The sequence below is a fragment of the Dictyobacter arantiisoli genome (genome assembly GCF_008326305.1).
Taxonomy (GTDB): Bacteria; Chloroflexota; Ktedonobacteria; order Ktedonobacterales; family Ktedonobacteraceae; genus Dictyobacter; species Dictyobacter arantiisoli.
In genome coordinates this window covers 15,810-36,514 of record NZ_BIXY01000013.1, presented here as the reverse complement: position 1 = coordinate 36,514, position 20,705 = coordinate 15,810, and the positions used below count along the sequence as shown (strand labels likewise).

At 48.3% G+C, this 20,705-nt stretch carries 13 protein-coding genes; 7 read left to right on the top strand and 6 right to left on the bottom strand.

Annotated elements, in window-relative coordinates:
- Nucleotides 1-131: 131 nt before the first annotated feature.
- From F1593_RS06280 to F1593_RS06270, 3 genes are all read right to left on the bottom strand, one after another.
- Entirely contained in the window at nt 132-1,973 is a 1,842-nt protein-coding gene (locus tag F1593_RS06280; RefSeq protein ID WP_149400700.1) for a S9 family peptidase, read from the bottom strand.
- A gap of 25 nt (nt 1,974-1,998) precedes the next feature.
- Entirely contained in the window at nt 1,999-4,338 is a 2,340-nt protein-coding gene (locus F1593_RS06275) for a Tex family protein (RefSeq protein ID WP_216368797.1), read from the bottom strand.
- Nucleotides 4,339-4,765: 427 nt separating this feature from the next.
- Nucleotides 4,766-6,592, bottom strand: a complete 1,827-nt coding sequence (locus F1593_RS06270) for a serine/threonine protein kinase (RefSeq protein WP_149400699.1) — start codon at nt 6,590-6,592, stop codon at nt 4,766-4,768.
- Between the two features lie 650 nt (nt 6,593-7,242).
- Between F1593_RS06270 and F1593_RS06265 the strand changes: the two genes are divergently transcribed.
- From F1593_RS06265 to F1593_RS06250, 4 genes are all read left to right on the top strand, one after another.
- Nucleotides 7,243-8,160 (top strand): sigma-70 family RNA polymerase sigma factor, encoded by a 918-nt coding sequence (locus F1593_RS06265; protein WP_235932503.1) that lies wholly within the window; start codon nt 7,243-7,245, stop codon nt 8,158-8,160.
- Between the two features lie 431 nt (nt 8,161-8,591).
- Nucleotides 8,592-9,827 carry a serine/threonine protein kinase gene (locus tag F1593_RS06260; protein ID WP_149400698.1) on the top strand — a complete coding sequence of 412 codons (1,236 nt, stop codon included), beginning with the start codon at nt 8,592-8,594 and terminating at the stop codon, nt 9,825-9,827.
- A 241-nt stretch (nt 9,828-10,068) separates the two neighbouring features.
- A complete protein-coding gene (locus tag F1593_RS06255; protein WP_172631910.1) occupies nt 10,069-11,760 on the top strand; it encodes a HEAT repeat domain-containing protein in 1,692 nt (563 codons plus the stop codon).
- 48 nt (nt 11,761-11,808) lie between these two features.
- On the top strand, nt 11,809-12,534 hold the full coding sequence (locus tag F1593_RS06250; protein ID WP_149400696.1) for a cytochrome c biogenesis CcdA family protein: 726 nt from the start codon (nt 11,809-11,811) through the stop codon (nt 12,532-12,534).
- A 267-nt stretch (nt 12,535-12,801) separates the two neighbouring features.
- On the opposite strand, the gene F1593_RS06245 is transcribed toward F1593_RS06250, so the two are convergent.
- On the bottom strand, nt 12,802-13,107 hold the full coding sequence (locus tag F1593_RS06245; RefSeq protein WP_149400695.1) for a zf-HC2 domain-containing protein: 306 nt from the start codon (nt 13,105-13,107) through the stop codon (nt 12,802-12,804).
- Nucleotides 13,108-13,264: 157 nt separating this feature from the next.
- On the opposite strand from F1593_RS06245, the gene F1593_RS06240 reads away from it, so the two are divergent.
- On the top strand, nt 13,265-13,945 hold the full coding sequence (locus F1593_RS06240; protein ID WP_149400694.1) for a sigma-70 family RNA polymerase sigma factor: 681 nt from the start codon (nt 13,265-13,267) through the stop codon (nt 13,943-13,945).
- Nucleotides 13,946-14,036: 91 nt separating this feature from the next.
- Here F1593_RS06240 and F1593_RS06235 read toward each other — a convergent pair whose 3' ends face one another.
- Together F1593_RS06235 and F1593_RS06230 are read right to left on the bottom strand one after the other, a co-directional pair.
- Complete coding sequence (locus F1593_RS06235; protein WP_149400693.1) at nt 14,037-14,303, bottom strand: MarR family transcriptional regulator; 267 nt, start codon at nt 14,301-14,303, stop codon at nt 14,037-14,039.
- 171 nt (nt 14,304-14,474) lie between these two features.
- A complete protein-coding gene (locus F1593_RS06230; RefSeq protein ID WP_149400692.1) occupies nt 14,475-17,342 on the bottom strand; it encodes a GAF domain-containing sensor histidine kinase in 2,868 nt (955 codons plus the stop codon).
- 645 nt (nt 17,343-17,987) lie between these two features.
- On the opposite strand from F1593_RS06230, the gene F1593_RS06225 reads away from it, so the two are divergent.
- Together F1593_RS06225 and F1593_RS06220 are read left to right on the top strand one after the other, a co-directional pair.
- Complete coding sequence (locus F1593_RS06225; RefSeq protein ID WP_216368796.1) at nt 17,988-19,031, top strand: queuosine 5'-phosphate N-glycosylase/hydrolase; 1,044 nt, start codon at nt 17,988-17,990, stop codon at nt 19,029-19,031.
- A 58-nt stretch (nt 19,032-19,089) separates the two neighbouring features.
- Nucleotides 19,090-20,625: a UDP-N-acetylmuramoyl-L-alanyl-D-glutamate--2,6-diaminopimelate ligase gene (locus tag F1593_RS06220; RefSeq protein ID WP_149400691.1), complete on the top strand. Its 1,536-nt coding sequence runs from the start codon at nt 19,090-19,092 to the stop codon at nt 20,623-20,625.
- Nucleotides 20,626-20,705 lie beyond the last annotated feature (80 nt).

Here is a 20,705-nt window from a genome sequence, read left to right as displayed (position 1 = left end):
AGAATTAACTGCAAAGCAAATTATACTATTTATATAAAAAACACCTTCGCTTGTGTGAGAGCACTTCAAACAGCCCATCCTTTGATCAGACAGGCTGCATTTCCGTTTTTTTATCCAGTGAGCAAGCAGGATTATTGATCAAGCCGCAGATATTGCTGCAAGAAGCGTGCGATAGCGGGGTAGGCAATCAAGCGATTACTACGCTTGATCAATCCATGACCTTCATCTTCAAAACGTAAATATTCCACGGGAACCTGACGCTCGCGTAAGGCTGCAACAATCTGTTCGGCCTCGCCAACCGGAACGCGAGGATCGTTGGCTCCATGCACCACAAACAAAGGGGCCGTAATCTGATCAACAGAGCGTATCGGCGAAATCTGTTCCAAAAACTCGCGGTCATGCTCAAGGCTACCATATTCAGCCTCGCGCAACTTGCGTCGATATGGTCCTGTATTTTCCAGGAATGAGACAAAGTTTGCAATACCCACAATATCTACAGCCGCCGCCCAGAGATCGGGATACGTGGTAATGGCAGAGAGTACCATAAATCCGCCATAGCTACCCCCCATAACAACAATCTTATCAGCTGCAGCAATACTACGTTCACGCAACCATAAAGCTGCAGCTCGCAAGTCAGCCACCGAATCCATACGTAAACGAACATCGTCCAGACTCTGATAGTCATAACCATACCCAACACTACCACGCACATTGGGTGCCAGGACTGCATAGCCAAGAGAGACAAAATACTGTGTCACGGGATCAAACAAAGGACGTGATTGTCCCTCGGGTCCACCGTGGACATTAATAACCACCGGGATATTCTGTTGTGCCTGCTGGGGCAGATACAAAAAAGCGGGAATCTCTCGCCCATCGAAGGTAGGATAGCGGACCAATTGCGGATGAACAAATGCGGAGCGAGGAATGCCCCCTCGTGCACTCTGTGTCGCACGCGTGATCACACCTGCAAGGCGATCCCAGACATAAATATCCATTGCATCATCGGGGGCTGTGTAGGAGAGGGCCAGACGAACACCATCCTGAGACCAGCAGAGATCGTAGATTACACCAGCAGGTAAGCCTAGCCCATTAAGTAACTGGCGCTGCTCCCAACCCTGGGAGACATCGAAAAGTTCTAATTTGGAATAGCCATCTTCATTCGTAGATAGCGCCAGGAAGGAACCATCGGTGGTAAGTGCTAAATGCTCAGCATCCCAGTTCACCTCCATTAGATAACGCAATTCAAGCGTAGCCAGGTCCAAATAGGCCAGCGCACGGAATTGACGATCCCTATTGCTTAATACATAGAGTCCTTGCCCATCTGCTGCCCATGCGGCATTGGAATATTCAGCACCACGTTCTCCCACTGTAGGATCAGGAGTCAAAGCTCGAATTTGTCCAGTAGGCAAATCAACGAGTAAGAGTTGGGCGCGTGTGTTAGAAATACGGCGAGTAACCAGGATCTGTTGACCATCAGGAGAATATCCCACGGTATAATTTGTGCCATCCTGCTGTAAGACCCGGCGCACTTCACCAGTAGCGATATCATGCTCATAGACATCAAAGTAGTGAGGATCACGAGCATTGCTACTATACGCAATACGCGTTCCATCAGGCGACCAACCACCAAAGATGTGCATTACATCCAGGCGATCTGTGAGAGCCGTCCATTCTGAACCATCGGCATTCAGCAAGAAAAATTGCATTGATTCATTGCCGCCCAGATCCCCAATCACTAATAACATATCAGCGACAGGAGAATAAATTGCGCCCGCCACACGCTCTCCCCGAAATGTTAACTGTTCCGGCCATGCTGGAGTCAGTTGTTGTGGATCAAAGGGAACGCTCCAAACCTCAGCCACACCGGTGATATTGGTTAGAAAACTAAGACGCTTGCCATCGGGAGCAAAACTCGGACCAAAGGCTGTACGTACATTTAAATAACGCTCAAACTCATAGCTTCGTTGTGCCATTACACATCCCTCTCACACATAACTGCTAGGCCTTTATGTTACGCATACTCAACTGGATACGATTACGTTTGATATCAATATCCAACACTTGAACCCGGACCACCTGTCCCACTGCGACGATGGTTAAAGGATCTCGTACAAAGCGATCAGCCATCTCTGAGACATGCACCAGTCCATCATGCTTAACACCAATATCTACAAAAGCACCGAAATCGACCACATTGCGTACTGTCCCCTGTAACACCATACCTGGCTGCAGATCTTCCATTTTCAACACATCATGGCGCAGGATAGGGGGAGGCAAGGCGTCGCGTGGGTCTAATCCTGGCTTCTCAAGGTTTTCCAGGATATCATTGAGGGTTGGCAAACCAACACCAACGTTCCTGGCAATCTCCATCCAGGTAGCATTCTCACCCCCATCAGTATTGCCCTGGCTACGATTGCGCTGCGAACGTCCCAGACTCTGTTGCAATTTGATCATTTGTCGAAATTGCACCACACGTTCGGCAGATTTCACCTGCTTATCATCACCAGCAGGCAACAGTTCCAGCAGTTTACGCGCCGCATCATAGCTCTCAGGATGGATAAACGTATTATCGAGTGGCTCTACGCCATTGGCGATCTTTAAGAAGCCCGCCGCCTGTACAAAGGTCGCAGGTCCCAGGCCAGACACTTTCAGCAAATCCTTACGCGCTTTAAAAGGCCCATGAGCTTCGCGATACTTCACAATCGCATTAGCCACCCTGCTATTAATACCGGAAACCCGCTTGAGCAGCGCTGCTGAAGCTGAATTGACCTCAACGCCAGCAAAATTTACGCACGATTCCACCACCCGATCCAGCATTGCCGCCAGCGCTTTTTGATCCACATCATGCTGATACAAGCCAACCCCTACCGCTTTAGGATCAATCTTGACCAGTTCTGCCAATGGATCTTGTAACCGGCGTGCAATTGAAATCGTGCCACGCTGCGTCGCATCCAGCGTGGGAAACTCTTCACGCGCTGCCTCTGAGGCTGAATAAACTGAAGCACCCGCCTCATTCACAATCATATAACCGGGCGCTTCCTGTCCTGGATGCTGTTCACCAAGTTCGCGCAGCAAATCCGCGACCAGTTGCTCAGTTTCGCGTGAGGCTGTCCCATTGCCAATCGCAATCACGCTAATCTCATAATCAGCCAGCATTTGTCGCAACTGCTGGCGCGCCTTATCAGCCTGATATAAATACATGGTATCTGATGTAATGTATTTTCCATTTTCGTCCACCACCGTCAGTTTACAGCCGGTGCGAAAGCCAGGATCAATCCCCAGGACCTTTTTGCCGCGTAAAGGCGGCTGGAGCAACAGATTGCGCAGGTTGGTCGCAAAAACGTTGATCGCATGTTCCTCGGCTTTCGTCGTCAACTCCAGACGCGCCTCACGCTCAATAGCAGGTGCCAACAGGCGTTTATAGCCATCCTCCATGGCATCGACAAGCAATGAAGCAAAAGGGGAGGTCGCCTTCACAGGATAGTGGGTGGTGATATCGCGCTGTACCTGCTCATATGGCAGAGAGATATTGACGCGTAATACTCCCTCGCGCTCACCACGATTCAGCGCCAGAACACGATGTGGCACCAAACTGGTTACATTTTCATCAAACTCATAGTACAGGCGATAGACACCCGTGGGATCTTTTTCGGCGACCTTCTCTGCATCGGCTACTACGCGTGAACCTAACGCCGATCGCTGAAAAAAAGTGGTGCGTACATTTTTACGAACCGCTGCATCCTCGACAATCATCTCTGCTACGATATCACAGGCACCAGCATACGCCTCCTGGCTGCTTTCAACACCCTTATCAGCGTTCAAAAATGGTTGGGCATGCTGCTCTAACAAGGACTCTCTATCACCAACCGTTGCAGGCTGCTGGATGATCAATTCTGCCAGAGGGGTTAAGCCTTTTTCACGGGCAACACTCGCACGCGTCTTCCGTTTCGGGCGATAGGGTAAATAAAGATCCTCTACATCTTGCAATGTCTTTGCCGCTTCAAGAGCGCTCGCTAGTTCCAGCGTCAACTTGCCCTGTGCCTCAATCAGCCTATGTACATCCTGTTTGCGTTCAAACAACGCACGCAATGCCAGGGCCCGATCAGCAATAGCTTGAATCTGAACCTCATCCAGGCTCTCGGTTACCTCTTTCCGATAACGAGCAATAAAAGGCGTCGTATTGCCTTCATCGATCAAAACTATCGTACGGACAATTTGCCCACGGCCAAGCTTTAATTCAACACTCAAAATACGTGCAATATCTTCAACAGACAAGATAGCCGCAGGTGCATGCTCCGTTGTCGCAGCAGTCTGTGTGGTTGATTCTTGAGTCGCCAATAGTATAGCCTACCTTCCTTCACCAAATTGAGGATTGCAGTCTTCACGCGAGGAGAGCTGTCCCTCAAGTATAACACTTCCACGTAGCCGCTTCTACTATATCTGAAGCTGTAGCTAATGTGTGCATGAGTTTTCGCACCTACGGTGCTCAAACCACTTTTTAGTGTATGTTGCTGTAAATGTGCTATGTACATTTACAGCAACATACACTAAAAAGGGTGCAGGCGCGTCGGCGCCTGCCAGCAAGTGAGCAGCAAGATCCCAATGGTACTGGGAGGCTGACACTCTCATACCTCGACTTTGTACGTTTTTAGGCTTTTGAGCCTGAGAAAAAGGGCGAGTGCGACGCATTTTCGAGCTCACGTTTTCAAAATTGTACAAAGTCGAGCATACAAAGTGTTTGATAGAGGTATCCGGGTAGCAGCCTTTAACGACGAGTCACACGTTGCGCACGGGACCAGAAACCACCAATACCGCCAGCAGTCCAGGCGATAAGTAACCCAATGAGCATAAAGACAAGATAATTGACGAAGGGCGGCTGATTTGCAAGCAATGCAGGTATAGCAGGCCATTGAGGTTGGATGGTATTCCAGGCTTGCGAGAAGAGGGAACCAGGATTCACACCTGTGTTGTAACGAGTGAGAATCTGGAAACGCTGCAGAGCACTCACCAGCAGGCCAATACCCAGGACAATCCAAAATGTAATGGTGCCAAAGATACCGGTCCAATATCCTGCCCAGGCACCACGCACCGGACTTCCGCCACGACGTGAGGTCATAAAACCGGCACCGACATAGAAGAGAAATCCAATTATCATCGCCAGATAAAAGTCTACTTGCTCTTTAAAGAAGAGCACCAGAGCCGCTGCAACCAATCCCTGTAGCACACCCCAGAGACAACCTTGATCTGCGGGAACTGGCAAAGGACGATTGGCAGCCGCCTGAGCACGCGCTCGCTTTTTTTGCTGGGCTGGAGTCAAAGGGAGAACGGGTTGAGATATGCCATATCCCGGAACAGGAGTCTGAGGAGCGGAATATCCACCGTATCCTTGTGGACCACTCATTCCGGGATAACCCATTTGCTGCTGACCTGCTCCTCCAGGGGTATAGCCAGAAGATTGTTGCGGAGAAATGGGTGAATATGCTCCTGCTTGTCCAACCGTCCCGGGAAGAAAGGGATAGGAAGCACTGATAGGACTGGGATTGGGTTTGATATGCAATGGAGCCTGCACTGTTGATGGTGCATTTCCTGATCCCTGAAATGTCGCTGCTGGATTGTAGGGGACTGCAATGGTGGGATCGTTATAGGGCGTAGATGCAGCGCCACTATTGCCAGCTACTATCGGGGACGGTGGATTATATGGAACAGATACAGTCGGCTCGTCATAATCGTTAAAGGTAGGCTCACGTAATATTCTGGCCATTTCTCCTATGCTGGTGAAACGCTGATCGGCATGCAAAGCCAATGCTTTCAGCAATACCCATTCCAGCTTTGGTGATAAGGAGGGATCAAGCAGACGCGGTGCGACAAGTTCATCACGTACACCGCGGCTGGTCGCAGCAGGAGGGAGCCGGTTTGTAAGCAAAATGTACATGGTAGCCGCCATGGAGTAGATATCTGATTGAGGCGAGGTTTTGCCAACGTATTGTTCAAGCGGGCTAAAACCCTCGGTGACAGCTCGTCCCAATGTCTGCGTACTGGAATTGGGATCATAGAGCTTGGTAAGACCAAAATCCAGCAGTACGGCGGTGCCAGTCGGGGTCAATACAATATTGCCAGGTTTGATGTCACGATGCATCACTGCTGGGCGCCGACTATGAAGCTCTTGCAATGCATCCATCAATGGTAACAGCCAGCTTAACACCTCTTGTTCACTACAGGGACTCTTGCTCAGTTGTCCCGGAACCCGAACGCCGACCTGCCCATTAGGCACACGAGAACGCAACAGTTGCAACAGATTTTGTCCCTCTATCAGTTGCATGATGAGATAGAAACGCCCATTTGCCTCCAGAGTATCATAGACTTCAGGCAAATGAGGGCTACGCACAGTAAGCAACACACTGGCTTCCATCAAGGCCTGACGACGCGCCGCTGGTGTAACGTCATAGGTTTCCTTAATCGCGCAGGGACGGTTGTTCTCACTGGTATCAGTGCCACGATAGACCGCACCAAAACCACCTTGATTGATCAAGGTCCCAATAATATAATGACCCCCAATAACAGTTCCTGGTGCTAATGCTGCTGGTAAGCTCATAGCAGAGCTAATCCCTCTACTTTCAACACATGGTAGTTTCTTTAACGTTTGCGCGTTGCGTTATATTTACGAAGCAATGACCAGAGCGGTTACAGCCTGAGAATTTCTCGTAGGGTAAAGCTGAGCCAAACTCCTGTAATCATAGTGCGATATTTCCTTATGCAGTCACGCTTTCTTCCATGCACTCGACTCAGCCGTTATCATAGCATATTCTGTCTCAATTAAAAAAAGTAGTAGCCATTCTTCCCGTCATCCAACATAATAGGTAGAGCACATTCCAAAACAGACGCATTTCATCTCAAGAGTGCTTCTATATGATAGGGAAAAATATCTTTTTATCAGCAATAGCATAATCAAGCGTCAAAAGCAACATAGTTTCGGAAATTTACTAGCAAAACAGGAATAAGAACCCTATTGTTTACTGTTCTCAAGAATATACTTGGCAAAAAGAAAAAGAAAACCTCACGTCCTACATGGTGTCCGGATCTGGTACGCATATGCGTTCGTCGACACAAACACAAAACGAAACAACGTGAGGTATGATGACTGAACAGTGGGGAGATGTTGCTTGCAATACCCCATACGTATGATACAATAAGTCATGGACTGAACTGATCTACGTACATGTTGCAGGAGAAGAGAGCAAGCACTTGGAACGAAATGTGATGTTTAACGCAGAACGCAACCGTGATAAAGCGGCTGAACGCGAAAATGTACCAGATACCGATCTGAGTAGCCTGGCACAAAGTGACAGCTTACGTCTCTATCTTCGTGAGATCTCACGTATTCCTCTGCTCTCCGCAGCAAGCGAATCTCGCATTGCAGAGAGGGCTGAGGGGGGTGACAAGGATGCACGAAATCATCTCATCGAAGCGAATTTACGTCTGGTTGTCAGCATTGCCAAGAAATATGTCGGACAGGGGCTTTCCCTGGAAGATCTGATCGGTGAGGGCAATATTGGCCTCATCAGGGCTGTTACCAAATTTGATTATCGCAAGGGTTTCCGTTTCTCCACCTATGCCACATGGTGGATCAAACAGGCAATCACACGGGCCATCCTCGAGGGTACACGTGTTGTACGACTCCCTGTCTACATCATGGAAGAGGTGATGCGTGTCAAACGCACCACACGCCAGTTGTATCAGGAAACAGGACGAGAACCAACCCCCGATAATATTGGTGAACGTCTCGGTATGACACCAGAACGCGTCAGCGAATTGCTTATCTGGGCCGAAAAGGTCTTCTCGCTTGATGCCCCACTCTCAGAAGAAGAGGAGAATACCCTCGGCGATATTATTGAAGACATCCATGATCGAGGACCTTCTGAGATTACCGATCAACAGTTGTTACGTGAAGAGATTCGTAAAGTTCTGGGACAATTAACGGTCCGAGAACGGCAAGTTATTGAGTTGCGCTTTGGCCTTCTCGATGACCATGATCACACGCTTGAGGAAGTTGGCAAAAAATTAAAAGTCACCCGTGAACGTGTACGACAGATTGAGGAACGCGCAATTCGCAAGTTGCGCCATCCACAGGCCAGCAGAATCTTGAAAGACTATCTCGATTAAATAGTAAGAGTTCAATTCCCTGAAAAGAGTGCAAGGCGTACCAATCTCTGTCCTTGCACTCCTTTTTTGCCTTCTTTCCAAATTGGAGCACTTGCTATTTCGAGACCAACTCTAGACGTAGTTTGTGATACGTTATAAAATAACGCCTATCAGACCTGCATTAGCACATTGAGATAGCTTTTTCGCAGGATACAGAACAAGCACTGAGCCTTCTTCGCACACAAAAATGTGCAAAACCAAAATCATAGCAGAACAAGTACTTTTGGATATGCATACTCGCAACGTAGCAAGTATCCGTCTACTATAGTAGTGACTTCACATCCTCTGTAGGAAACAGGGATACAACTACAGCAATCATGCTGTTATCTATCCCTGTAGATAGATGATGCTTCATACCAGAAAGGAGAGCGGCATTCCTTACAACATGTAGGTTGGTTATTCCGTTTGCCGCAACAACCATGAATGAACTGGCAGGGCACAATCTCGGTGGATATTATCTGGAAGAAGAAGTGGGTCGGGGTGCAATGGGAGTTGTCTATCGAGCCAGGCAATTGACACTGGGACGCGAGGTCGCCGTGAAAGTGCTTCCTCAAGGATTGGCACGTGATGCATCGTATGTCGCTCGCTTTACCCGCGAAGCGCATATTATTGCGGGCCTGAATCATCCAAATATTGTGCAGATTTACGATGCAGGCGAGCAACAAAAACTTCTCTATTTCGCAATGGAATTTGTGCAGGGCCCAACTCTCGCCAATTTGTTGTATCTCGATGGTACTATCGCTCCCTATTTCGCTGCTGAATATGCAGCACAGATTGCAGATGCTCTTGACGCTGCTTACCGGGAGCGCAACGTCATTCATCGCGACATTAAACCAGAAAATTTAATGTTGAGCCGATGGGGCAAAATTAAAGTCATGGATTTTGGGCTGGCGCGTGCTGCCGGTCTCCAGGTGATTACGGTAGCCCGCACACTGGTCGGCAGCATCTACTACGCCTCACCCGAACAGATCTGGGGTCATGTCCTTGATAATCGCAGCGATATCTATGCCCTGGGTGTCGTGCTCTATGAAATGGTAAGCGGAACACGCCCTTTTATGGGCCGCACAGTACCAGAAGTCACACAGGCCATTCTCCAGGGACATATACGTCCCCTCAGCATGCATAATCCGGCTATTCCACAGTCGCTCGAGCAGGTGATCTTCACGGCACTCGCACAAGATCGTAATCAGCGCTATGAGGACGCCAGCCAGATGGCCGAGGCTCTCCGTGGCTTGCATCTACCACCGCCTTCATCCACTACTGCCCCACTGCGCCCTGTACAACCGGGCAAGAACGCCCCTTATCTTCCTAAGAGGCCGCAAGCACCGCTGCCGCGCTATCTTACAACACAAGAACAGGAGAAAAAACAAGCGTCCTCTCTTAATAGATCTCAAAGTGATGCGCGACAATCGCCACAACAGCCTCCTCACTCACAAACAACGGGTGGTGTACCAGTCACCCCCAGGTTGCCGCCATTCTCTCCATTGATACAAAAGGGACAACAAGAGGCACAGCAGCAACACCAAAATAATCCAGAACACCCTCATTCGTCACATAATGAGAAATCACCATTGAATCAACAACCAAATATCTGGGATCAGCTTCACAAGCTCTTCAAAAATACCTGAGCATGCAAAGCGTAGCCAGTAATTGACTTCGACAGAGCCAACTACTGGATCAACTGTGCAGATAAGAGCAACCTGTTTTGGCATGCCTGTTACACTGAGCCAGATGCTGTTGCACGACGGCAGCAACATGTGTATACACAGGCCCTTATACTCATTGCACACTACCTGTGTATGCTACACAGCCGATAGCACAAACCAGACACGCAAAAAAGATTGTAGTAAGAAAGCATGTGTGTGGCCTATGCAGCGAGAAAGTATCCAGGCAGCATTAGCAATGCTTTTAGGTCCGGAAACTGAATATCAAGCCCGTATCCGCGCAACGCGCCGGTTAGCGAAACAGGGCCCGACAATTCTGCCACTGGTATTGGCAACCCTGAGCCATTATCCTGAGATCACCACGCCCGCGTGGCCCTGGTGGCCGCCCCAATATGAACATACCAGTCGCTTGCTACTGCAATTAAGTCAACACGCACACATCAATCTGGAAGAAATGTTGCAACATCCTGGTCTTGAAGATGTCCCGGGACCAGTCCTATGGACCAGTTTAATGGAGGCGGCAGGACAATCACCACACATCGATCACGAACAACTGCTCTGTCGAGGATTGCATACAGCCTGGACCAGTGTACGCTATGCAGCGGCGATGGCATTGGCAACACGCGCCCGTACAACCCAACTGCATCCCACAACAATCGAGGTAATGAAGCACCATCAAGAAGCGCATGAAACATTCCCGGTTCGTCTTACTTGTGCCTATGGCCTCTTACAGAGTAATGATTATGAAAGCCTGCAAACGCTCCTTGCCTGCCTTCAAAACGATATACCAACCGAAGTGCGCAAAGCAGCGATCTTTATTCTGGCATCTGAACTACCTCTTCAGCTCACATCAGAACAACAGCAGCAACTCTCCCTGGACTTTTTGCCGCTATTGTACGATGAAGATCCAGAAATCGCGCAGCATGCAGCCCATGCACTCAGTAAGATTGCACAACCAGAACTATTAGCTACGCTCTATAGTTGTCTGGAGAATGCCAATGAAGCAGTTCAACTCATTGTTTTGACTGTTCTAGAAGAAATCACCCATTATAATAAAAAGCTACGGCACCGGATGCGCCAGCATAAACTCATCATGCGTATCCTGCCACTGCTACACTCCACAAATCCCGATCTACGCCGTCAAGCCTGCTATACGCTGGCCTCGTGCGGGGGAGAATATGGAGCGGCCGTGCTGGGCACTATCGTGATGAATAAAGACCATCCTGGACAGGGAGAAGCTGTAGAATGTCTGCGCTTTTTCCATGGAGTCTTACGAACACCATTCCGCAGTAATGTCACGCGTTGGCTGCTTTGCGTACTGACAAGCCAGCAAGAAGAAATACAGGTAACGGCACTCGATTCCTTAACGCATCTTTTATGGCAAGCACATCACAGTGGGAAACAGCAAGCATGGCAAGAGATAAGGCAGGAAATTATCGGGCTCGGCAAACCACCGCAACTGTTACAACAGGCACAAAATCCCTTATTACAACAGCGCGTATTGGAATTACTGGCCGCATTGGGCGACTATCTTGTCACAGCCAATGAAATTCATTGGCTCTGCCAACAATTATTATTGAACGCGAGTGATAGTGGAGTGCGGGCATGTGCCGCCTATGTGTGTGGACAGACGAAATCACGCTGGGCCATCCCTGCTCTACTCCAGGCCCTCTCAGATCCTGATGAACATGTCGCACATACCGCCCTACAAGCATTAACTACCATAGCGACGCCCGGCGACTGCATTGTTGTCTATGCGCTCCATGAGCTTACCCGTCTACAAGGTGAGGAGAATCAGGCCGCATCACATCTGGCTCGCGCGGCACGCACGGCACTCAAACACTGGCAACGAGCAGATAAGGATGAGGTATATAAAACGTTGCACAGTTTCCATTAAGCATCTATACTATGAAACAACAAAAATAATAGCTTCTGAGGAGCAGGCATGTATCCCACACAGATCAGCTTTGGTATTGCTTTTATCGCCGGATTGGCCTCATTTCTGTCTCCCTGTGTCCTTCCACTGGTGCCGATCTATCTGGCACAACTGGTTGGACCGAGCGTCGCGCAAGCGACAGAGCAGCATAAGAGTCTGGCAACTCGCCTGATAACCTTACGCCATGCCACGATGTTCGTGCTCGGCTTTACGTTCGCCTTTATCGCATTAGGTGCGACAGCTAGCACACTGGGCAGTTTTTTACACGATCATCTCACAATCTTACGACAGGTTGGGGGAGTAATCATTGTGATCTTTGGCCTCCATCTCACCGGCATCTTGCATATCCCTCTGCTCTACCAGCAAAAACGCTTCACCTTTGTACCGGAAAAATCAAGCTATCCCGCCTCGTTGCTGATGGGGTTAATCTTTGGCATTGCCTGGTCACCATGCCTGACTCCAATTCTCGCAGGCATTTTGGTGCTGGCAGCCAACGCTACCACCCTCCAACAGGGCGTCTGGTTGCTGCTCATCTATTCATTGGGATTAGGCGTTCCCTTTCTATTACTGGGCCTGGGGGTCAATCAAGTTAGTCGCGCCTTGAAATGGTGCAGGCCACATCTGGGTAAAATTGAAATTGGTACAGGTATTCTCATGATAGTCGTGGGAGCAATGATCTTTTTTAACGTCTTGACCTATCTCAATTCCCTCTTCTCACTCAATGTGGCACTGTAATATTTATAAGTAACAAGTATTCTGCTTATAACACAAACAGCTATTGATAGAATGGAGAAAGAAATATGCAACCATTCTACGTTGTGGAGCAAAGCAGCCAGTAAGGGTTGCTCGCCATGATACAAGCTGGAGCATCCCTGAGAGCGTGGACGAGCACATGCAACATAGAAACGGTTGCTTCAACAGAGCACATACCATCTTCTCTGCAATGCTACAAAATAAAGATGGTAATTCAGAGTCGGATTCCATGAAATGCTGGCTCGGTTCTTAACGCCAACCTTCAAGATCCGCTTTCATCTCTTTTTTAATCTCGCGCGCCAGGTCAGCATCAATCTTACTGCGTTCACCTTGAGCCAGACGCATCACCGCCTCGCGTAAATGGACAGGAGCATGCTCAATAGTACAACGCTCATGAATTAAGCGCTTGAGTTGCAAATCAAAATGAAATCGGCAATCACAATTCGGGCAACCTTCAAGATGCTGTTGCACGATCTCAACTTCCTCAGCCGTCAATTCACGATCAATATAAAGATGCAAACGCGCCGTCGCCTCAACACAATCTAAACATTCCATAATAAAAATTCTCCTAGTCTAGCTCGCCACTCTATCTGTTCATTTTAACATAATACGATAGGCCTTTCATTCCCACGGCCTATAAGATATACTGATAATACTTTCGAAAAAGAAAGTGGGAGAACTCGTGGAGAGTCCCTGGTCAGAGGAGTATTTAATGCACGAAAAGTCAAATTTCGAGAACCTGTTTACGGAAGAATCAACGGAACCAACTGATACAATAGAAGAAGGAGAGAGTAGAGAGATCAGTACCACAACGCAAAAAGAGCCTCCCGGTGAAGATTTTGAGGCGGGGATTCTTGCTCAATTGGATAGCCTGTACCGTACAGCGTTACGTATGACAAATAATCCGCAAGAGGCCGAGGATCTTGTGCAGGAAACAATGCTGAAAGCCATCCGTTTCTCTCATACCTATCAACCAGGTACCAATTTACGCGCATGGCTCTTTCGCATTCTTAACACATCTGCCATCAATCGCTATCGAAAAATAGCGACCCATCCGACGCCAGTAGCCTTGCCTGATGGTGAAGAGTTCTATCTTTACAATCAGATTCGCGATCTGAGTGGGCAAGAAATCAATCAAGGGGCTGAAGAAGAGGTCTTGAGCCAGTACCTGGATGAAGATGTGTATAAAGCGTTAAATGATCTTCCTCCAAACTTCAGAATGGCAATTATTCTGGCAGATATAGAAGGATTATCCTATAAAGAAATTGCGGAAGCCTTACAAATTCCCATTGGGACTGTTATGAGTCGTATCTCCCGTGCCCGGCGTCAGTTGCAAAAGTCGCTATGGCAATATGCGAAAGATCGAGGATATGTCAGAACGGAAGCATCTTAGCACTCCAATCTATACGGTTGGCGCGAGATCTTCCGCGCTGTCATAACCACCAGCCCAGGCACTTGTCTGAAAATTTACGGCATGGAGGGAATCAAACAGATTTCGCCACCTGACGCACGGCATCGCTGCCTGCGCGCGTAATACGCACATTTACGCAACGTCGATCCATCACATCTACTGAGCGGCTTACCAGGCCTTTCCGCTCTAAACGTGCAATCGCTTTGGTCGCAGCCGCTGAGCTAACACCCAACGCGGATGCAACTTCACCCACAAGCCAATGTTCACGCCGCGCAAGAAAAGCCAGAACTTCAAGTTGACGCGAGGTAATGCTGGTAGAGCTCCGGCGCATCATAGTCATACGCAATTTCTCCTACCTATGAAATTTGTGAAATTTGATTTGCATATACCCTTATATGCGTTCATGAAATTGACGTTGTGCACACGTAAAGTGGGTACCGTTCTTTTCAAGTCCAGAATCGATTCGGGGAGATTTTCATGCGGGAAATTGCATGCTCACAGTCCCTGCATGCTAGATTCGAGGAGCCAATTGCAACGCAAATGAGACGAGACTACCATCCCCAACGACACCGCTGCTTTCGATCCAAATGCGCCCACCCATAGCTTCTAATAAACAACGACATATAAAGAGCCCCAGGCCAGCGCCACGAACAGGGCTGTTAATATCTCGCTCCAGGCGCACAAAACGCTCAAATAGGCGCTGCTGCTCTTCAGGGGGCACACCCAAACCATAATCCTTAATATTCACAATCACTTGATCTTGCAAAGAGGTAGCAAAGATCTCAATAGGTGAGCCGGCGGCTGAATATTTCAACGCATTGCTGAGGAGATTCAGGAGAATTTGTTGTAACCGCGCATCGTCAGCATCAACAAACAAATCATCAGCGATACGCACTGAGACGGGACGCTGCTCTCTCGCCAAAATAGCATCCATGATCTCCAGTACATACGAGACAGTGGTGTGCAGAGCGATAGGACGCAAATACACTGCTTCAACGTCCAGATTCACAAGGCTGGCATCGAGAATATTGCTCATGAGGAGGTTTAGCTCATCACAACCACGGCGTGCTTTTTCAATAAATTCAGATCGGGATGAGGCTTCAAGTTTCTCGTGATATTGATCCAGCAGTTCAATGTAACCAACCACGGTTGTGAGCGGAGTACGCAACTCATGCGAGGCGGTTGTAATAAATTGATCTTTCAACTGATCCAGTTCTTTTTGTCGCTTATAGGCAGCGCGCAACTCCATAGTCATCTGCACATTATCCAGCGTCGAGAGACATTGGCTGGCAAACATCTCCAGTACCCGCGTCTCCTCATCAAAAAATACATGCGAATGTGCATAGGTAATCACCAGCACACCAGTATATTGCTCACTTTTATGGAGTGGTAACCACGCGAAGGGACAAGCAGGCACCACTGGCAAACAGAGGGGAAGAGATGAAGATGGATGTGAGCCATTTCCATTGAGCGCAACGGTGGTACCGGCATAAAAATGGCTTCTCCAGTCAGCAGCCTGAAGATTTGTAAGCCGCGTCAACGGTAACAAACGGGGACCATAACCAATAGTCGCCTCCAAGCATAATTCCTTCTGCTGCTTGTCATAAAGCCAGATTTCAGCAGCGGATGATGTTGAGACAGCCACAGCCATTGCATAGGTCATAGCGGCCTCCTTAACCGTTTTGAAAGCCGAATCCGGAATAATACTCATGTTGTACAGGCTATTCAACAATGAGGTATGCTGGACAACCCGAGCGTACAAACGCGCTGTTTCTAACACCATTGAAAAGCGTTCGACTAAAAGATGCGCAATTTCCAGATCAGCACCAGCATAGGGCAAGCCATTTACGCGCGGACCAAGTACCAATAAACCAATCATCTTACCCTGGGCACGAATAGCCGTCAGCAAACAATCTTTGGAGCTCAACGGAGAAGATTGAATAAAAAAGCGGGCCAGTGGATGGTGCCCAGACGCTTGATCAGGCGGGATTTCACTCAACAACAGAGGACGCTTCACTTGCACTAAACGCTGCAAGGCGAACAAATGACTATCCAGGCGGTGGGCAGTAGCAATCGGTATGTGAAATGCCTCTGCCACTGTTGCTAACAAGGTGTAACGCGAAGGGCCCTCTATCCATTGGACCAACTCAGGATACAGCTCAAACTGTCCAGATATCTCATCATAAACAAAGATGCATAACTGTGTGGACTGTAATATACGCGTTGCGGCAGAGGCAATCGCGTCAACAGCCTTATCAATGCTGTTCACATCATCAGTGAGCAAGCCTGGTTCATCTAGCAAGCGACGAGCCTGTACTATTTCAGAGAAAAAACACCTTCGCGTAAATACCATCCCTGCCCACCAAACAAACGGCGAAAATACCGTAATGCTACAGATAATACAGAAAACATAGATATAATTATGTTCAACTGCATAGACGGGGAACAGAAAACGACCAATCCCAACCACCAGATACATCAGGATATCAAGAAATGCCAATCGAAAGAAGAGCGCCAATATTTTGAGGAGAAGGGTATCAAACATGCACAGCTGATAGCGCAAAATAGCACAGCTGCTCAATAACGGAAAAAGGCAAAGTGAAATGAGAGCCAATTTATCAGAAAAGCCATGCAAGCCCAGCAGGTGGGGTGCAACTGAAAAAAAGAGAAATGGCATCAGGGTAACAAGCAAGCCGCAACCTAACAATAAAAGCTGCTGGCGTGCACGCTCATGCGCTGACTGGCGATAGGCAACCATAAAAATCAAGAGAGAACCAGTCAGGCCAAATAAACAATAGCTCCATTTACCTACTTGCAACCAATACATCAACGAGTCAAATCGAAAGGTCACTCCAATCGCAAACACACTGAGACCAGTACCACTTATACTGAGCAACCAGAGATAACTACGGATAAGCACTCTTACAAAGAGAGGTTTTCCAGCAACACGCGAAGAAGATCCACGCGCAGGAGCCAACAAAGATGGAGGGTCAGGAAAAGAAAAGAAAAGATTGGAGAGAAAGATCAGCGCGCTGATCAGGCTAAAAATATTTAACAAGCTCAGCCAGGGGCTTGTACAAATGTAATTCAGGGTTCCAAAGGTGGCAAGCATAGAAAGACTAAAACCCAAAAAACGGAGTACCACACTTCGATTGCGCGCATAGAATAAAACATTCTGGCAAACCAGTAAGAAGATCAGTGCGGTCAGAAGGGAAAATCCAAATGAAGTCCATAACACAATTGCTTCAGTTTGATCATGAATAGAAGGAAGGCGAATAGATAGCCCATCGAGCAGAAAGACACAGCAAAAAATAAAGATAGCAAGCAGCAGAAGCAGTATACGCTGAGGTTTCATTAGCATTGTATAGTTAGATTGCATGCCAATTCCTCTCGAAAAGCAGCAAAAAATATTCCTACGTTTGACCAAAAAGCAGCATTAAGATAAGAGATCCTTCAGAAACACAGCAAGACACAACCCTTCCCTGTTTATACGCACACCACAAGAGATACGAACACAAAATCACGCTACAGGCGCAAAAGAGCATGACGTTACAGGCATCGAGGAGTCCTGAACTGGTCATAGACATAGAGAAAAGAATGGTATCAAAGAAGCATTCATCTATGGATAAAATAAGTTCTGTCTATTTCTAATCAAGTATATTGATGCCTTTATTGTTGTATCTTGCAAAAAACGTCACATACGCACAGCAGGCGTCACCCATATGCTTGAACGGCAGAGCATGCTTCTCTTTTTCTTCAGCTTATTTTAAATGATAGAGAGTGCATCGCTTATTGTCAAGTTCAAGGTGTTTCAAACCATAAGTCCTGGTTTAAAATCCAGTCAGCCAGAACAAATAACACTTCAAATACCTGAAATAAAAGCTCGCAGGCCATCACGCAGCTATAAAAGAAACGCCCAAATCAACCGATATTACCTATATCACCTATTGATTGATTGACCCATGATTGACGAAACCGCAGTTTGTTTGTAGAATCGAAGCGGAAATTGTAGAGAGGTGTGGCGATGGCAGAGTATAGTAGTTCGCATAACGATGCTGCAGAAAATGAGCGTTACATGTTATCCATGACAGATCCATTAGGCATCTTAAGCAGCGTCCACAAGGTGGTTGAACGAAGTGCGCACGTAAAAATCAATCCAGCACCTATCGACCATCTCAGTCAACTATGGCTTCAGGATAATGCTCCTGCACGCCAAAGTGCGGCTTCTTTATGGGATGAACGTTACCACTTCTCAGATGGCACGGCGCGTACGGTAAACTGGTTGTTAGTATTGGACGCACTGAATTTCTGTTTCTGGGCAGAAAAGGGGCAGGATCGCTGGACGATCGAGTACCAGGGTCAGACGCTTAATGGTTATTGGGCGGAGGCAGCGGCTCTCAAACGGGCGGTAGAAGAGGAACTTCCTCTCTGGGATGCTAACTATTTAAGTACAATTTCAGAAGCCACTGTCGCGCACATCTTTCGCGGCACAGGGACGATTCCTCTCTTTGAACAACGCGTACAACACGCACGAGAAGTTGGACGAGTCTTACTGGAACGCTACGCGGGACAATTTACGCAAGCTATCGCGCAATCCGGTAGAAACGCTATCCAACTCGTTCTTTTACTCGAGCGCTATTTTCCATCCTTTCGGGATGTGGCGATCTATCGCGGGAGTGCAGTACGTTTTCTTAAACGAGCTCAGATTACGATAGCAGATATCAGCGGCTCGTTTCATGGAAAAGGATGGGGAGCCATTACAAATCAGGACCAATTAACCATTTTTGCCGATTATAAACTCCCACAGGTGCTGCGCGATTATAATGTACTTGAATACCAGACAGAGCTCGCCCAACGTGTCGACAATCAAGAACTCATTCCGGCTGGAAGCGAGGAAGAGGTTGAGATACGCGCCTGCACCATCTGGGCCTGCGAATTGCTTCGCCGGGCTCTTCAACAACAAGGCCGACGGGTGACGGCGGCTGAGATTGATATGCGACTCTGGTTGCTCGGACAACAATCCGATGCAATGCATCCTTATCACCGTACACGAACGATTTATTACTAAGTTCCCGCCAGAGGCGGGTTTCCCATACTTAAAAATATATTGATGGTAAAAGATACTTATGCAATTACATACTTTACTGGCTGCGCTTGAAGACACTTCATGGAGCGCACACACAACACCAACGCTTGCTGATACGAGCGACGTGACATCTATCGCCTACGACTCGCGCAAGGTGACGACTAATGGTCTCTTCGTGGCGGTTCCTGGTACACATACGGATGGTCGGCGTTTCTTAGCCGATGCTGCTGCTCGAGGAGCACTGCTGGCTATTGGGGAAAAACTGCCAGTGGGAACTCAGGACTTACCCCTCCCTTATCTTGAAGTACCCGATGTACGTATCGCCCTGGCAAATCTAGCCTGTACCTTCTATGACTATCCCGCCGATCATCTGTGCACAATCGGCGTTACAGGAACAGATGGAAAAACGACAACCAGCAATCTGATCAGTACACTCTTTCAGGTAGCGGGACGTCGCAACGGCTTGATGACGACAGCAAACTTTAAGTTAGATGGAGAGGAATGGGAGAACACGACACGGCAAAGCACGTTAGAGGCCCTGGAAATCCAGGAGTTCTTACAGCGACTCCGTATATCCGAGGTTCCTTATGCAATTGTAGAAGCAACCTCACATGGTCTGGAACTTGGTCGGGTCCATGGCTGCAATTTCGATGTCGGGGTCGTAACAAATATTACCCATGAGCATCTGGACTTTCATAAAACCATCGATGCGTACCGACGTGCCAAGGCTCGCCTGTTTGAGATGCTTGATCCTCAACGTGATAAAGGACTTGGCAGCCATCCAGTAGCGATCTTAAACCGGGATGATGTGAGCTATGAGGTACTCAAACCATACTGCCAGGTACCTATCCTCGATTATGGGATTGATTCACCAGAAGCCGCAGTGCGAGCGGTAGATCTGCAATTACAGGCTCATAGCACCCGTTTCCGTGTCATTCTACCAGAGGGTGAAGCCAATATCGAGACGCGTCTGGTTGGCAAGTTCAATGTGAGCAATAGCCTGGCTGCGATTGCAACAGCTTACAGTCAGGGCATCTCGATTGCGGATATCGAGCGTGGTATGGCAAGCGTCCCAGGCGTCACAGGCCGCATGGAGAGTATCAACGAAGGACAACCCTACGCGGTGATTGTAGATTATACTCACACGCCGGATAGTCTGACGAAAGTGCTTCAGACCCTACGCCCCCTGACAACGGGCAAGCTGATGGTGGTCTTTGGCTCCGCGGGTGAGCGCGACCTACAAAAACGTCCGATTATGGGACATATCGCTGCTGAACAGGCCGACTTCTTTGTCATCACGGATGAAGATCCACGCGATGAAGATCGAGAAAAGATCTTGCATGAGATCGCGGCAGGAGCAGAGTCAGTCGGCAAACACGAGGGGCAGGATTTTCTGTGTATAGCAGATCGCACACAGGCTATTGCCGCAACATTCGCACGTGCGCAAGCAGGTGATACTGTTTTACTCGCGGGCAAAGGGCATGAGCAGAGCATCATCATGGGTCGTGAGAAAATCCCCTGGGACGACCGTCGTGTGGCCCGTGAACAACTGCGGAAGCAAGGTGAGCACGCGTGAGATATCAACACCACCTTTTCATCGTACACTCACCACAACTCTTTCCCGGTCTCAGCTATGACCAATGTTGCGATAGCGAG

Excerpts from the sequence above, each read along its gene's own strand:
- F1593_RS06250 (WP_149400696.1), top strand. The coding sequence starts at position 11,809 with ATGTATCCCACACAGATCAGCTTTGGTATTGCTTTTATCGCCGGATTG.
- F1593_RS06220 (WP_149400691.1), top strand. The coding sequence starts at position 19,090 with ATGCAATTACATACTTTACTGGCTGCGCTTGAAGACACTTCATGGAGC.
- F1593_RS06255 (WP_172631910.1), top strand. The coding sequence starts at position 10,069 with ATGCAGCGAGAAAGTATCCAGGCAGCATTAGCAATGCTTTTAGGTCCG.
- F1593_RS06230 (WP_149400692.1), bottom strand. The coding sequence starts at position 17,342 with ATGCAATCTAACTATACAATGCTAATGAAACCTCAGCGTATACTGCTT.
- F1593_RS06245 (WP_149400695.1), bottom strand. The coding sequence starts at position 13,107 with ATGGAATGTTTAGATTGTGTTGAGGCGACGGCGCGTTTGCATCTTTAT.
- F1593_RS06225 (WP_216368796.1), top strand. The coding sequence starts at position 17,988 with ATGGCAGAGTATAGTAGTTCGCATAACGATGCTGCAGAAAATGAGCGT.
- F1593_RS06235 (WP_149400693.1), bottom strand. The coding sequence starts at position 14,303 with ATGACTATGATGCGCCGGAGCTCTACCAGCATTACCTCGCGTCAACTT.
- F1593_RS06280 (WP_149400700.1), bottom strand. The coding sequence starts at position 1,973 with ATGGCACAACGAAGCTATGAGTTTGAGCGTTATTTAAATGTACGTACA.
- F1593_RS06240 (WP_149400694.1), top strand. The coding sequence starts at position 13,265 with ATGCACGAAAAGTCAAATTTCGAGAACCTGTTTACGGAAGAATCAACG.
- F1593_RS06270 (WP_149400699.1), bottom strand. The coding sequence starts at position 6,592 with ATGAGCTTACCAGCAGCATTAGCACCAGGAACTGTTATTGGGGGTCAT.